Raw genomic sequence first — 14292 nt, forward strand, 5'->3', positions numbered from 1 at the left:
CGCCGTACCGACTACGCGGTTAGCTGATGGATCGAAGTCCACGGATCACTCGCATGATGGTCTCGGGGTCAGGGGTGTCGTTTTCCAGCCCCTGGATGTCCACCTGGCCGGCGGCGCGCAGGTCGCCGACGAGGATCTGACAGACACCCAGGTGCAGGCGCAAGCGTGCGGAGATCTCGGCCACCGAGATCGGGTGCTCCTCGAGGAGCGCCACGATCGCCCTGGTTTCCGGTGAGAACCGGGACGGCGGTGCACCGGGCACCACCGACACCTGAGTCTCCATACCGATATCGGGGTCTCCTCCATCGGTACGCCCGGCCGTTATGACGAACGGGCGCAGAGTGTTGCTCTGTCCTTGCTCGACCGGCGGATGTTCCCCGGTGGGGGTGTATCCGCCGGCCGAATGCTTCGGACCGGATTGCAGGAAGGGCCGGACTCCGGGGCGCGCCGGAGCAACCGGTTCGTCAGCGGGGTCCGGGTACGTCATTGCTGGACGGCGTTCTTCAACTCGGCGATCAGGCGCGGGCTCAGGGCGCCGCCGGCCCGGGTGGCGAAGAGCGTCATCTCGTACGCCAGGGTGCCCAGGTTCGCGGACCGGTCGGCGATCACGCCGAGCACCGAGCCGGCGCTGATCGCGGTCACCAGCAGGTACCCGTCGGCCATGTCGATGATGACCCGGTTCAGGGCGCCGAGCCGGTACCAGCTGGCGGCACCGCCGGCGAGGCTGGTCAGGCCGGAGACCACGGCCGCCAGGCGCTCGGCGTTGGGCCGGTCCTTGATCGCCGACATGGCCATCAGCAGACCGTCCGAGGAGACGGCGATGGCCTCGATCACACCGGCCGTACCGGACGTGAAGGAGTCAAGCAGCCAGTTGAAGGTTTTGGCTTCGGCGCTGAGCTGACTTTGCGCGGTGGGGTAGGGGGAAGTCATCGCGGTTGTCCCTCGGGTTGTGGCTGAGTTTCATTCAGTGCGAGTGCGACGCCGTACTCGAACTGATCCATCAGAGCGCGAGCCTGCTCCGGGTCCATGAGGGTCGGGGCGGGCGGAAGGATCGGTTGATGCGGCTCGCTCGGCAGGGTCGCCCCTGGCACGCGGCGAGTCAAGCCCCCGGCCGCGGGCGACGGCGGAGCGGGGACGGCCGCCGGAGCGGGAGCATCCCACTGCTGCGGCCGGGCCGGCTCGGGAGCCGGCGTGTTCCACTGTGGCGCGGCCTCGGGCGCGGCAGCCGGCGCCGGAACGTTCCACTGCGGGGCAGGCATCTCGGGCATCGAGGCCGGCATGCTCCACTGGCCGCTCGCGAAGTCCGGAGCGGGGATCGTGGTGCTGGTCTCGTGCGCCCGGCTGACACCCTGCTCGAACGCGTCGAACGCGGCTCGGGCGGCCAGGGCGTCGTCCTGCGACGGCGCCGCGGCGTGCTGCTTCGGACCGGTTTCCATCGGGAGCTGGCTGCCCGGAACCCGGCGGCGCAGCGGCTTGTTGCCGCCGTTCTGCTGGGCGACCACCGGCTCCGGAGCGGTCGGCTCCGGGACGGGGGCCGAGTAGCCCGAGTTGCTGGCCGGAGCCATCGGTGCCTCCACGGCCGGAGCCGGGGTGTTCCAGGCCGGCTCGACCGGAGCCGGCGTGTTCCAGTTGGTCTCGGCCGGAGCCGCGGTGTTCCACGTCGCCTCGGCCGGAGCCGGGGTGTTCCAGTTGGTCTCGGCCGGAGCCGGGTTGTTCCAGCTCGCCTCGGCCGGGGCCGGGGTGTTCCAGTCGGTTCCGGCCGGGGCCGGGGTGTTCCAGGCGGTCTCGGCCTGTGCCGGGATCGTCCATGCCGTCTCGGACGGCTGCGGGGCGCTCCAACCCGGGCCGGCCGGCAGCGCCGGCTCGTTGCCCCAGGCCTGCGGACCGGCGGCGGGCAGCTCGGGCAGCGCGACCGGGTTACGGCCGGCGACCGGGATGCCGCTGTTGTACGCGTGCGCCAGGTCGGGCTGCTGGTACGGCGCGACCGGCTCCTGGTACGGCACGCCCGGCGAGTAGACCGGCTCGGCGTCGTAGACCGGCTGACCGGCGTACGGGTCGTCGGCGGCCGGCTGGCCGGAGCCACCGAACGCGTTCCACGACGGGGTGGCCTCCAGCGTCCGGGTGGCCCGGTTCAGCACGTTCGGGTCGAACGGCTGCTGGCTGCCCGGCACCGTGCGGATCGCCGTGCTGGCGATGGCCACCTCGGCGGTGTTGCCGCGCAGCGCGCCACTGATGGGCGGCCCGACCGTCTCGTAACCGGACGGGATCTCCGGCATCGCCGCGGGCGCCGGGACGGCCGGGGGCGCCTGCACCGCGGCCGGGGCGAGGCTCTCCACCCGGGCGATCAGGTGCTGCGGGCTCAGGTCGATCCAGGCGGTCAGACCGCCGTCGGGCGTGTCGGTCAGGGTGACCTCGATGCCGTGCCGGCGGGCAAGCCGGCCGACCACGAAGAGACCGAGCACCTCGGTGGGGGCCAGGTCCAGTCGCTCACGGCGGGTCAGCCGGGCGTTCTCCTCGGCCAGACGCTCGGGCTGCAGACCCAGGCCGTGGTCGATGATCGCGACCCGGGCGCCGCCGCGCAGCTCCTCCGCGGAGACCGTGACGGTGGTGTGCGGCGGAGAGAACGTCGTCGCGTTCTCCAGCAGCTCGGCCAGGAGCAGCGTGAGGTCGGCCAGGACGGCCGGCACCACGACGATCTCCTCGGGGACGTCCACCTCGACACGGGTGTAGTCCTCGATCTCACCGAGGGCGAGACGGACGACGTCGGAGAGCGCCAGCGGCGCCATGTGCTCGTTCGCACCGGCACCACCGGAGAGCACGACGAGCGCGGACGCGTTCCGGCGCAGACGGCTGGACATGTGGTCCAGGCGGTACAGCTCGCGGAGGCGGTCGGAGTCGGTCTCCCGGCGCTCCAGACCGTCGATCAGGGACAGCTGACGACCGACCAGGTTCTGCGTACGCCGGCCGACGTGGCCGAACATCTGGGCGACGTTACGGCGGCCGAGCACCTGGCGTTCCACCAGCCGGGCGGCGGTGGTCTGCACCCGGTCGAACGCTCGGGCCAGGTCACCGATCTCGTCCTGGGCCTCGACGTCGACCGGGTCCAGTCGGATCGGTCGCACCTGGGCTTCGGACTCGTCGTCGGCGACGCGTTCGAGCTCGGACTCGGCGGCGCGGGCGATGCGGTCCGCGGAGACGGTCAGACGACGCAGCGGCCGGGCGACCGCGCGGGCCATGAAGATCGAGAGCGTGACCACCAGGATCAGCAGCAGCAGGGCGCCACCACCGATGTAGATCGCCTGCTGGATGGCGGCGGACCGGTTGTCGGTGACGGAGACGTCCACGTCCTTCGCCACGCGCTTCTCGACGAAGCCACCGAGAACCATGACGGACTGCAGCGACGGGAACAGGTTCTTGACGGTGAGGCTGCTCAGAGCCTTGTTCGGGTCCTTGGACAGGGTGTCGGTGAACGCCGAGCCGACCCGGGACTGGAACGCGTCCTGGGTGTTCAGGTAGAGCTTGTACTGCGCGTCGGTGAAGTACGGCTTCGACGACGTGATGATCGACTGGATCTGGCTGAACGTCTGGTTGAACAGCGACAGGGTCAGCGTCGCCCCGGCCTTCTCCTCCTTGCTGCCCAGATTGTGCTGGTAGGCCGCAAGGGTGAGGTAACAGGAGGCCTGGCTGATCAGGTCGTCGGAGCGCATCGAGCGCTCCAGGGCGAAGACCTGCTGGCCGACGGCGGTGGTGAGGTCGGCGTGGGTGCTCAGCCCGAGACCGTCGATCATCGGCGTGATGACGTTGGTGAAGTCGGTGACGACACTCGCCGGGTCGGTCAGGTTACCCAGCACGTTCTGCCGGGTACTGGACAGCTTGGTCGCCAGGATGACCGATCGGCGCAGCCCGGCGGGCAGCTCGTACTCGCTGTCGAGCAGGTCGGCGACCTTCTCGGCCGACTCGGCCGACTGCACGACCATGGTGGGCTCGTCGACCAGCTTCAGCAGGTAACCGACGGAGAGCAGGCGCTCCTCCTGGAGCTCCAGGATCGCCGAGCTGACCTCGGTCGCGAGCTGGACGCTGTCCGAGGTGCCCTGCGCCTCGTTCGCGGCGTTGGCACGGTTGATGAGGATCGGCACCGTCAGGGCGAGAACACCCAGCAGCGGTACGAGCACCAGCAGGGCAAGCTTGCCCAGGATGCGGAACTTACCGAAGAGCACCGGAACGCTCCCGCCCGCCGCCGTAGTTGGGGACCTCGCCGTAGTTCGGCGCCGAGTCGTACGGGCTGCCGCCGTAGGGGCCGGCGTTGGAGGCGTTGCCACCACCGGTGTTCGAGGACCGGACGGAGACGTCGCGGCTGCCGTCACCCGCCTGGTCGGAGGAGCCCGGCTGCACCTGGCGCGCCCGGCCCCGGGACCACACGGTGGCCAGGGCGATCAGCACGATGGCGACGCCGAAGAGGACGTACGCCTCGATCTGCTTGTAGGTCAGCGAGCCGGACCGGTCGTCGAGCAGGCCGGAGATCTCCTTGAGGATGACGCCGGAGAGCGCGGAGAGCGCCGTCTGCAGGGTCGACTGCGCGGTCACCAGGGTGGACACGTTCGGGTCGCCGCCGCCGAGGTTCGCGCCACGGTTGGCGGCCTCGATCCCACGCCGGAACGAGTCGAGGTTACTGACCAGGTTGCCGCTGAGCGTGTCGCTCTTGGTCTCGTCGACCGCCTCCTGGAGGCTGTCGGTCAGGCTGCCGACGGTCTCGGCGACCTTCAGCGACTGGTAGCCGAACTGCGTCTTCAGGTTGGCCTTGGTGGCGCCCGAGGAGGCGGCGACCATGTTCGCCAGGTCGCTCAGCCGGGAGACGGCGGTGATCGCCACCGGCATCTGCTCGGCCACGACCTCCTGGAGGAACCAGATGTCGCTCTCCGGGTCCCGGTTCAGCGTCGAGTTCTCCCGGACCACGTCGAAGATCTCGATGGCCAGGTCGGCGACCTCGACGTGCGCCGTGAAGACCTTGCTGTCCGAGCCGTTGGTGGTCGGCAGCTTGGAGATCTTGGTCTTGAGGTCGGCCCACCGTGCCTTGGTGCCGAGCTCGTCACCGAAGCGCTCGTCCACGCCCTGCACGCGGGCGACGGCCGCGGTGACCGAGGCCGGCTCCGAGAGGACGTCCTGCAGCGCCGCCGACTGCGACTCGGCCAGCGCCGAGACGAGGGGGCTCAGCGCGGTGAGGTATTCGACGCCGTCCTGTTCCAGCTGGACGTTGTCACGCTGGTTCGAGTTCTCTTGCAGGACCCGCAGGAACAGGCCTGCGGCAGGCAGCAGGACAAGAACCGTCAGCACCACCGCGAGAGCGGAGCGTAAACGGGTTCGCCGGCTGTTCACCGAGACTGACATTGCTTTCGTCCTCCGCCATGCACACACGCGATGGGCCATTGGGGGGCTACCGAACGTAGCCATGCGGGCGCACCGATCTGGGTCAATCTATCCGAGAAATCCTCAAGAAACCCCTTTCCAAGGGTCAGAGTTCGCTCGGCTGATCGGGGGATACGCAGCACTGCCGACCGCGCTCTCACAAGGTTTCTGTCGGCAGGGTGACAAGTGCCGCGCAGATGGTATCCGTATCGCGGGGGAGACGTGAATATGAGTTCTACTTCGGATTCGTTACGTCTTGGGTGCAGTGCGATACACGGAAAGTGCCACAGCAATTACTAATAGGCACGAAAACACTTTGAGTGACTGATCCAACACATCAAAAAGGGCCTCTCCGTCCCGTTTTCGGTACGGAGAGGCCCTAATGACTCAAATCCTGCCCAGTGCCTTCCGGAGCGGGTCCAGGCCGAGCGAGCCGAGGTTCAGCGCGTCCCGGTGGAACGTCTTGAGGTCGAAATCACTGCCTTTGCGCTGCTTCGCCTCGTCCCGGGCCTGCAGCCAGATCCGCTCGCCGACCTTGTACGACGGCGCCTGCCCCGGCCACCCCAGGTACCGCTTCCACTCGAAGCGCAGCACCTCCTCGTCCACCCGGGTGTGCCCGCGCAGGAACTCCCAGCCCAGCTGCGGTGTCCAACGCTCGCCCGGGTAGAAGCCGAACGGGTTGTCGCGGGGGATCTCCAGCTCGAGATGCATGCCGATGTCGACGATCACCCGGGACGCCCGGAGCGCCTGCGCGTCCAGCATGCCGAGCCGGTCACCGGGATCGGTGAGGTAGCCGAGCTCGTCCATCAGCCGCTCGGCGTAGAGCGCCCAGCCCTCGCCGTGCCCGGAGCACCAGGCCAGCAGCCGCCGCCAGCGGTTCAGCGAGTCGGCCCGCAGCAGCGTCTGGCTGACCTGAAGGTGATGGCCGGGCACACCCTCGTGGTAGACGGTGGTCACCTCACGCCAGGTGGAAAACGTCTCCTGACCGGCCGGCACCGCCCACCACATCCGCCCCGGACGGGAGAAGTCCTCGCTCGGGCCGGTGTAGTAGATGCCGCCGTCGCTGGTCGGGGTCAGGCAGCACTCCAGCTTGTGGGCCGGCGCCTCGATGTCGAAGTGGGTGCCGTTGAGCTCGCTGATCGCCCGGTCGGAGAGCGCCTGCATCCAGTCCCGGAACCGCTCCTTGCCGGCGATGTTGCGAGCCGGGTCGGCGTCCAGCGTCGCGACGGCCTCATCGATGGTGGCGCCGGAACCGGCGATCACGGCGGAGACCGCGAGCATCTCGCGCTCCAGCCGATGCAATTCCTCAAAGCCCCAGAGGTACGTCTCCAGCAGGTCCACCTTGGCGCCCAGGAAGTACTGCGAGGCCAGGGCGTACCGCTCCGGCCCGGCGGCCTCCTTCTCCCGTCCGCGCGGGGCGAGCTCGTCGCGCAGGAATCGGCCGAAGTCCGCGGTCGCCGCGGTCGCTGTCCCGGCCGCGGTGCGCAGCTGCGCGGCGAGCGCGCCGGAGGTGTCGAGCCGGTCGGCCAGCCCGTGGAAGAAGTTGTCCCGCGCCGGGTCGGTCCACGCGTCGCACTGGTCGGCCACCGCCGCGAGCTGGGCTTTCGCGCTGACCAGGCCCTTGTCGGCGCCCTCGAGCAGAGTCCGCCGGTACTGCGTGAGCGCGGCCGGGAACGCGTCGAGCCGCGCGGCGATGTTGGCCACCGCCTGCTCGCCCTCGGTCGGCATCAGGTCCAGCGCCATGCGCAGGCTGTGCAGGCCGCTGGCGATCACGTTGACCTCGGTCGCGCTGAACCCGGAGTCGAGCCGGGTCAGCTCCAGGCCGAGCCGTTCCAGCATGGCTTCCTTGGCGACCTGCTCCGACTCGTGCTCCGGATCGATCACATCAAGTTCATTGACGGTACGGCGTACCAGTTCCGCCTGAGCCGCGAAGCCTTCCGGGGAGAGATCGTCGGTCTTGTCGTCGTAGCCCGAGATGCCGACGGAGGTGGCGCCGGTCGGGTTCAGCTCGGCCCATTCATCGACGTATCGGTTGGCGAGTTCGTCAATTTGTCCCACCGCCCGACTCTATGGGATTCATAACTTGCGCAGGCATCACTTTTTCGACGCGTGCGACGCCGTCCACGCCAGCAGGCGATCGGCCGTCCAGGTGTTCACCACCCGATCGGCCGGCACCCCGCACAGCACCGCCCGCTCGCAACCGAACCCCTGCCAGTCGAGCTGCCCCGGGGCGTGCGCGTCGGTGTCGATGCTGAACCGGCAGCCGGCCTCGACCGCCACGGTCAGCATCCGCTTCGGCGGGTCCAGCCTGTCCGGCCGGGAGTTGATCTCGACCGCCTTGTCGTGCTCGATGCACGCGGCCAGCACCTTCTCCAGGTCGAACGTGCTCGGCGGGCGGGTCCGAGCGGTCCGGTGCGCGGCGTCGCCGGCACCCTGAGCGGCCACCTTGCGCCCGGTCATGTGGCCGAGCACGTCCAGGTGCGGGTTCGCGATCGCGGCCAGCATCCGCCGGGTCATCCTCGGCGAGTCGTCGCGCAGTTTGCTGTGCACCGACCCGACCACCACGTCGAGCCGGGCGAGCAGTTCGTCCTCCTGGTCGAGCGAGCCGTCCTCCAGGATGTCCACCTCGATGCCGGTGAGGATGCGGAAACCGTCCGGGAGCTGCTCGTTCAGCTTCGCCACGTGGTCGAGCTGCCGGCGCAGCCGCTCGGCGGTCAGCCCGTTCGCGACCTTGAGCCGCGGCGAGTGGTCGGTGAGCACGAAGTACTCGTGGCCGACGTCGGCCGCGGCCAAAGCCATCTCCTCGATCGGCGAACCGCCGTCCGACCAGTCGGAGTGCACGTGCAGGTCACCGCGGAGCGCCTCGCGCAACGCGGCGGCCGCGGCCGGCAGGTCGGTGCCCTCGGTGCTCAGCAGCCGCCGCAGGTAGACCGGCTCCGCACCGGCCAGTGACTCGGTGACGCAGCGGGCCGTCACGTCGCCGACCCCGGGCAGTTTCGCCAGCGTGCCGGCCGCGGCCCGCTCGGCCAGCTCGTCGGCCGGGGTCCGGGACACCGTGGCGGCCGCCGAGCGGAAGGCCTTCACCCGGAACGTCGCCTCGTTCGCCCGCTCCAGCAGGAACGCGATGCGCCGCAGGTCAGCGACCGGATCACGAGATGCCATGCGCCCCACACTAGGCGGTCATCGACCCGCTGCGCGCCCGATCTTGTCCGGTGGAGATCGACGCCGGTATGGTCCCAGCGCCGCCTCGGAGAGGGAAGAACCGCCATGCCGGACACGCTCCACGCCACTGCCCCGGTCGTCCCGTCCCCGCCGAGGCCTGCCGCGGACATCCTCGGCGTGCTGCCGAACGCGCTGGTCGACGGCCGCCCGGCCGACGTGATCGTGCTGGACCGGGGCTTGATCGTGGTGCCCGCGCCGAAGAACTCCGATGACGGCGGACGGCGGGCCGACGCGCTGCTGGCCGCGCACAGCTCAGCCGAACTGGCCGTGCGGCACCGCTTCCTCACCTACGAGAGCGTGGCGACCGCCCGGATCGAACGGGTGACGCCGCTCGACGCGATCCTGCTGCTGCACGACGGCCGGACCGTCACCGTGCGGGAACGATGGACGGCCGGTCCCGGCGGCGACGCACTCCGGAAGATCCTGGGAGCGCTCCGCGGTCGGTAGTCTCTTTCCCCATGCGGACGATCGACTGGGTGGACGGGGCCGTCGAGATCATCGATCAGACGGTGCTCCCGGGTGAGCTGCGGGTGCTGCGGCTGCACACGGTCGGGGAGCTGGTCGCGGCGATCCAGTCGCTGGCGGTGCGCGGCGCCCCGGCGCTCGGCGTGGCCGGGGCGTTCGGCGTCGCGCTGGCCGCCCGGGTGCACGGCGACGACCCGCTGGCACTCGACACCGCGGTCCGGAAGATCGAGACCGCGCGGCCCACGGCGGTGAACCTGGCCCGCGGCGCGCAACGGGCGGCGAAGCTGCTGCCCTTCGGCCCGGAAGCGGTGCTCGCCGAGGCGTGCGCGATCCGGGACGAGGAAATCGCCGCGTCGCGCTCGATGGCCTACCGCGGCGCCGACCTCGTCGTCGAGCTACGCGGTGACCGGCCCCGGCTGCTCACCCACTGCAACACCGGCGGGCTGTGCGCGGTGACCGTCGGCACCGCGCTCGGCGTGATCGGCGAACTGCACCGCCGGGGAACTCTGGGCGGCGTGATCGCCTCCGAGACCCGTCCGCTGCTGCAGGGCGCGCGCCTGACCTCGTGGGAGCTGACCCAGTGGGGCGTCGAGCACCGGGTCGCGGTCGACTCGGCCGGCCCGTTCCTGATGGCCCGCGGCGAGGTGGACGCGGTGATCCTGGGCGCCGACCGGATCTGCGCCAACGGTGACGTCATCAACAAGATCGGGACGTACGCGCACGCGCTCGGCGCCCGCCGGGCCGGCATCCCGTTCGTCGTGGTGGCGCCGGAATCCACGGTGGATGTGGCCACCCCGACCGGCGCGCACGTGGAGATCGAGGACCGGGGCGCGACCGAGGTGACCGCGTGGAGCGACGCGGCCAACCCGGCCTTCGACGTGACCCCGCACGACCTGGTCACCGCGATCGTCACCGACCGCCGCGTGATCCGCCTCGACCGGGGCCAGCGGCCCTAACTCTCCTTCTTCCAGGGCTTGAGCCACGGCGTCTCGGGCCAGCCCTCGGCCGCCGCCATCAGCGGGTACGCCGTGGCGCCGTCGACCGACTCGCGGATGATGTCGGCGTGACCGGCGTGCCGGGCGGTCTCCTGGATCAGGTGCAGCAGGATCCAGCGCACCGTGAAATGGTCCAGGTCGGGCCGGTTCCACGGGACCGAGTGGTCGACCGGGATCCGGTGGTCCAGCCCGAACTCGGCGACTGTCTGCTCGGTCTCGGCGGCGGCCCGGTCGTAACGCGCGAACAGTTCCTCGACCGTCTCGCCGTCGGCGAGGGCGAAATTCTTCTGGTACGTCGCGAAGTCCGGCTTCTGCTCGGCCCCACGGACCTGGCCGATCCAGTTCTCCTCGGTCGACGCGCAGTGCTTGATCAGGCCGCCGACGCTCAGCGGGCTGGCGCTCGGTGCGGCCCGGAGCTGCTCCGGGGTGAGGCCATGGGCGGTCAGCTTGATCACGTAGCGCATCTGGGTGAGGTAGGCGAGCAGACCGTCCTGCTCGTTGCCGATGGGTCCGACCTGACCGGGCATGCCGACTCCTGTAAGTCGTGGATTCTCCGTCGAGAACCACGCTAGGAGCTATAGCGGTCAGTTTCCGGCCGCATCGTGACGAGTTCGCCTTCGTGAACCTCGGTCACCCAGCCCCCGGCCCGGCCCAACTCCAGGAGGGCGTGCGCCGGCGCGGCGAGGAGCTTCTCGTTCGGGACCGGCGGCCAGACCATCTGCTGCGCCACCCCGGCGGTCGGCGGCCAGCCTTGCCGGAGCCTCGAGGCCTGCTGGAGCGTGGGGACCAGCGCCTGCACGGGATCAGTCGTCTCGAGGTCCTCGCACATGGCTTCGAGGTCGGCGAGCACGGTCCGCAGCTCGCGGACCACGGCGTTCGCGTTGCCACCGCACATGGCCGCGGTCAGCTCGGCGCGCGTGGCCGCGACCCGGGTGCCGTCCCGGAACGAGCCGGCACCCAGCACCGCGGCCAGCGGGTTTCCCTCGATGAGCAGGGTGAGCGCGGCGGCCAGCAGGTGCGGGACGTGACTGATCGCGGCGACCGCGTTGTCGTGCTCGGCCGCGGTGATCGGCAGCACCCGGGCGCCCATCGTGGTGAACAGCCGGGCCAGCGTCACCCAGTCGTCCAGGTCGGTGCCGTGCGGCTCGACGCAGAGCACCCACATGCAGCCCCGGAACAGCTCGGGGTCGGCCGCGATGAACCCGGACGCGGCGGTTCCGGCCATCGGGTGCCCGCCGACGAACCGGCGCAGCCCGTGCTGTTCGGCGAGGGCCCGGACCGGGCCCTTCACCGAGGTCACATCGGTCACCAGGCCGCTGTACCCGGCGAGGTCCGCGAGGACTTGCGGCAGATGCGGCAGCGGTACGGCCACCGCCGCCACCTCGGACCCGTCGACCGCCTCGGCCACGGAGTCGAGGATCCGGTGCCCGGCCGCGCGGGCGAGTTCCCGGGTCGCGGGGTCGGCGTCGAACCCGGTCACCTCGTGCCCGGCCGTGGCGAGGGCACGCAGCAAGGAGCCGCCGATCAGTCCCAGTCCGATGACCGCAATCCGCACGTCTCGGTTATAGACGCCGGGGCCCGTGCGTGTGCACGGGCCCCGGCGTCGTCTCGGTTTTCTTGCTCTGACCGCCCCCACCCACGGAGGCCGCCCTTCCGGTTTGAGCGTTCAGGGGCGCCCCGCGCCCCTGCTCGGACCGGAAGGGTCCCCGCGGGAGCGACGGTCTGTACCCCAGCGGAGACAGGCAATGGAGATCTTGAATCAAGCCTTGCAGTGGTGGGTGTTCCGCCAGTACCGCATGGCCGAGCCGGGGTTCTTCTGGCCGCCCTTGCGCCACGAGGCGAGGAACGTGTACGGCCAGACGACGCCGCGGCGCACCTTCCAGTCGCCGACCTTGGCGCACGGCGGCGAGATGCCGTAGTGCAGGTGGCAGACGCCGCTCGCGTTGCCGGTGTGACCGACCTTGCCGAGCAGCTGACCGGCCTTGACCCGGACGCCCTTCTTGATGCCGGTGGTGACCGACTGCAGGTGCGAGCCGTAGTAGCGCACCCCGTCGTCGCCGAGGATCGAGACGAACAGGCCACCGTTGTACGGCCCGTCCTTCATCCCCTTCTTGAACTTGTCCTTGAGGCTGATCTCCAGGACCACGCCGTTGGTCGTGGCCACGAACTTGGAGCCGCAGGCCGCGAAGATGTCGGTGGCCGGGTAACCCGAGTGGGTGTTGTGCCACGACGCGTTCTTGGCCGAGACCGGGAAGACATACTTCTTCGCCGCGGCCGTCGTGACCTTCGCCGGCGTGGCGGCAGTCGCCGCGCTGACCGTGGTGACGGCGGCGGCCGGCTGCAGGTCGGGCTCGGCCGCGGCGGCGACGCCGTATCCGGTCAGGACCACGGCCGCGACCATCAGGCCGGAGAGAATTCTGGGTACGCGCACCGCGTCATCCTGACAGACCCGCTCCATCCCGGTCGTCCCGGATAGTCTGGGCTCCATGCAGCCTCAGCCGCCACCGGGCCTCTACGCGGGGCTCCCGCCGCGCCCGGTCTACCGCGAGCCGCACCCGATCGGGGCCGGCCCGGTGCTCAGCGGGCTCGCCGCCGCCGCGGTGTGGATGGCGCTGTTCGGCAGTCTCGGGCGTGACCTGGCCTCCTACGCCTGGTGGTCGATCGGTGCCGCGGTCAGCGCCTGGCTGGTCGCCCTGGTCCTGACCCGGCTCGGGGACCGTGGCGTGGCCCTCGGCGTGGCCTGCGCCAGCGGCATCGGCCTCTCCGTCACGATCGCCTTCGTGGCCCTGCGATGGGTCGACACGCTGGACTTCCCGCTCTGGTGATCAGCACGCTCCGGAGGGCCTTGATCGCTTTCCGCACCGGTGCTCGCGAAGTGCGGAACGACCCTTGACGAAGGCCGGTTCCGATCGGCAGTCTCGGCAGCATGGCCCCCTTACCGCAGCGCCTCGACGAGGACCGCTGCCGTCGCCGTCTCGAACTGCTGGCGGCCCTGGCCCACGCCAAGTCGGTGCGTGAGTCGGCGCCGCCGCAACGGGTGCGTGGCATGCGGTTGCGCGAGCTGATCGCCGTTCGTCGCCGCGCCACGAACTGATCTCTTCGCGAGCAAGGGCGTGGCGCGTCACACCCGCCGCCCCACCAGCTACCGTCAGGCGCTGAGGATTAGAACCGCGTTGGGGGAATCGTGTCGATTTTCGCTGCCGCTGTCGCCCGGGGCAAGAACGGGTGGACTGCGTCGGAGCTGGACCTGACAGGCCTGGCCGACATCGACGAGGTGGTGGATGCGCTCCGGGATGTCGAACCGGATGCCGAGCTGGCGCTGTTGTTCGCCGAGAGTGACGACGAGTACCTCGCGATCCTGCGCCTGGACGACGGCGAGGACCTGCGGGTCTTCGGGTCGGACTCGGCGTTCGCCGAGGAGTCCCGGATCGGGTCGGTGCTGCTCGGCGAGGTGGAGACACCGGCCGTCGAAGTCGACGACCTGGCCACTCCGGCCGAGAGTGACGACGAGGAGGAGCGGCCGGCCGCGGACCCGGACGCCGACCCCGTCGGTGACGCCGAGTTGCTGAACGACCTGGGCATTCCCGCGCAGCGCCTGCTGGCCCTGTGCGGGATGGAGGGCATGCTGCCGTCCGACATCACCGCCGAGATCTGCCAGAAGATCGGGTGCGGCGATGAGATGGAGGAGCTGCGCGAGGCGTGATCCGTCGCGAGCGGCACGAGCTGTGGATGCGGCGGGCGCTGTCCGTCGCATCCACCTCGCCGTCGGACGTTCCCGTCGGCGCGATCATTCTCGGTCCGGACGGCGCTGAACTGTCCGCGGCCGGCAACGAACGAGAACTCACCGGCGACCCGACCGCGCACGCCGAGATTCTGGCGCTGCGCCGGGCCGCGGCCGTCCGCGGCGAATGGCGGCTCGAGGACTGCACCCTGGTGGTCACACTGGAGCCGTGCACGATGTGCGCCGGTGCGCTGGTGCTGGCCCGGATCGCGACGCTGGTGTTCGGCGCTTGGGAGCCGAAGACGGGCGCGGTCGGCTCGCTGTTCGACGTCGTCCGCGACCCCCGGCTGAATCACCGGCCCGAGGTTTACGGCGGCGTGCTGGAACCCGAGTGTGCCCAGCTCATGCGTGATTTTTTCCGTTAGACCCATTTCCCGTACGGCGTGGAGCCGTCCCGTACTCCGCCGGTCGTCCCGCGCTCCGCCG

Annotated in this window: 15 protein-coding genes; 6 read left to right on the forward strand and 9 right to left on the reverse strand. The window is 70.3% G+C overall.

From position 1 onward, the window contains the following. Positions 1-19 precede the first annotated feature (19 nt). The 6 genes from ACH442_RS37465 to ACH442_RS37490 all read right to left on the reverse strand — a co-directional run bounded on the left by ACH442_RS37465 (position 20) and on the right by ACH442_RS37490 (position 8565). On the reverse strand, positions 20-487 hold the full coding sequence (locus ACH442_RS37465) for a DUF742 domain-containing protein (protein WP_396342850.1): 468 nt from the start codon (positions 485-487) through the stop codon (positions 20-22). Continuing rightward, the gene (locus ACH442_RS37470; RefSeq protein ID WP_014695083.1) at positions 484-930 is read right to left on the reverse strand and encodes a roadblock/LC7 domain-containing protein; all 447 of its coding nucleotides are present in this window, start codon (positions 928-930) and stop codon (positions 484-486) included. The genes ACH442_RS37465 and ACH442_RS37470 overlap by 4 nt, the downstream gene beginning before the upstream one ends. After that, positions 927-4217, reverse strand: a complete 3291-nt coding sequence (locus ACH442_RS37475) for an ATP-binding protein (protein ID WP_396342851.1) — start codon at positions 4215-4217, stop codon at positions 927-929. Before ACH442_RS37475 ends, ACH442_RS37470 begins: the two co-directional genes overlap by 4 nt. Then, positions 4204-5331 carry a hypothetical protein gene (locus ACH442_RS37480; RefSeq protein ID WP_396342852.1) on the reverse strand — a complete coding sequence of 376 codons (1128 nt, stop codon included), beginning with the start codon at positions 5329-5331 and terminating at the stop codon, positions 4204-4206. The genes ACH442_RS37475 and ACH442_RS37480 overlap by 14 nt, the downstream gene beginning before the upstream one ends. Before the next feature lie 459 nt (positions 5332-5790). Further along, entirely contained in the window at positions 5791-7461 is a 1671-nt protein-coding gene (locus ACH442_RS37485) for a DUF885 domain-containing protein (RefSeq protein ID WP_396342853.1), read from the reverse strand. A 36-nt stretch (positions 7462-7497) separates the two neighbouring features. Then, the gene (locus ACH442_RS37490) at positions 7498-8565 is read right to left on the reverse strand and encodes a PHP domain-containing protein (protein WP_396342854.1); all 1068 of its coding nucleotides are present in this window, start codon (positions 8563-8565) and stop codon (positions 7498-7500) included. Positions 8566-8670: 105 nt separating this feature from the next. Between ACH442_RS37490 and ACH442_RS37495 the strand changes: the two genes are divergently transcribed. Further along, positions 8671-9072 (forward strand): hypothetical protein, encoded by a 402-nt coding sequence (locus ACH442_RS37495; RefSeq protein WP_396342855.1) that lies wholly within the window; start codon positions 8671-8673, stop codon positions 9070-9072. Between the two features lie 11 nt (positions 9073-9083). Continuing rightward, on the forward strand, positions 9084-10046 hold the full coding sequence (gene mtnA / locus ACH442_RS37500) for an S-methyl-5-thioribose-1-phosphate isomerase (RefSeq protein ID WP_396342856.1): 963 nt from the start codon (positions 9084-9086) through the stop codon (positions 10044-10046). Here the strand turns inward: mtnA and ACH442_RS37505 are convergent. The 3 genes from ACH442_RS37505 to ACH442_RS37515 all read right to left on the reverse strand — a co-directional run bounded on the left by ACH442_RS37505 (position 10043) and on the right by ACH442_RS37515 (position 12543). After that, positions 10043-10612 (reverse strand): DinB family protein, encoded by a 570-nt coding sequence (locus tag ACH442_RS37505; RefSeq protein WP_396342857.1) that lies wholly within the window; start codon positions 10610-10612, stop codon positions 10043-10045. The genes mtnA and ACH442_RS37505 overlap by 4 nt on opposite strands. 41 nt (positions 10613-10653) lie before the next feature. After that, positions 10654-11640, reverse strand: a complete 987-nt coding sequence (locus ACH442_RS37510; protein ID WP_396342858.1) for a prephenate dehydrogenase — start codon at positions 11638-11640, stop codon at positions 10654-10656. 204 nt (positions 11641-11844) lie between these two features. Further along, positions 11845-12543 (reverse strand): M23 family metallopeptidase, encoded by a 699-nt coding sequence (locus ACH442_RS37515; RefSeq protein WP_396342949.1) that lies wholly within the window; start codon positions 12541-12543, stop codon positions 11845-11847. Positions 12544-12571: 28 nt separating this feature from the next. Here ACH442_RS37515 and ACH442_RS37520 point away from each other — a divergent pair, with 28 nt between their 5' ends. From ACH442_RS37520 to tadA, 4 genes are all read left to right on the forward strand, one after another. After that, the gene (locus ACH442_RS37520; RefSeq protein ID WP_396342859.1) at positions 12572-12910 is read left to right on the forward strand and encodes a hypothetical protein; all 339 of its coding nucleotides are present in this window, start codon (positions 12572-12574) and stop codon (positions 12908-12910) included. Between the two features lie 101 nt (positions 12911-13011). Next, on the forward strand, positions 13012-13179 hold the full coding sequence (locus ACH442_RS37525; protein WP_396342860.1) for a hypothetical protein: 168 nt from the start codon (positions 13012-13014) through the stop codon (positions 13177-13179). A 90-nt stretch (positions 13180-13269) separates the two neighbouring features. Further along, a complete protein-coding gene (locus tag ACH442_RS37530) occupies positions 13270-13788 on the forward strand; it encodes a tRNA adenosine deaminase-associated protein (RefSeq protein WP_396342861.1) in 519 nt (172 codons plus the stop codon). Further along, positions 13785-14231, forward strand: a complete 447-nt coding sequence (gene tadA / locus ACH442_RS37535) for a tRNA adenosine(34) deaminase TadA (protein ID WP_396342862.1) — start codon at positions 13785-13787, stop codon at positions 14229-14231. Before ACH442_RS37530 ends, tadA begins: the two co-directional genes overlap by 4 nt. Positions 14232-14292 lie beyond the last annotated feature (61 nt).

This window comes from Actinoplanes sp. NPDC020271 (assembly GCF_044388125.1).
Taxonomy (GTDB): Bacteria; Actinomycetota; Actinomycetes; order Mycobacteriales; family Micromonosporaceae; genus Actinoplanes.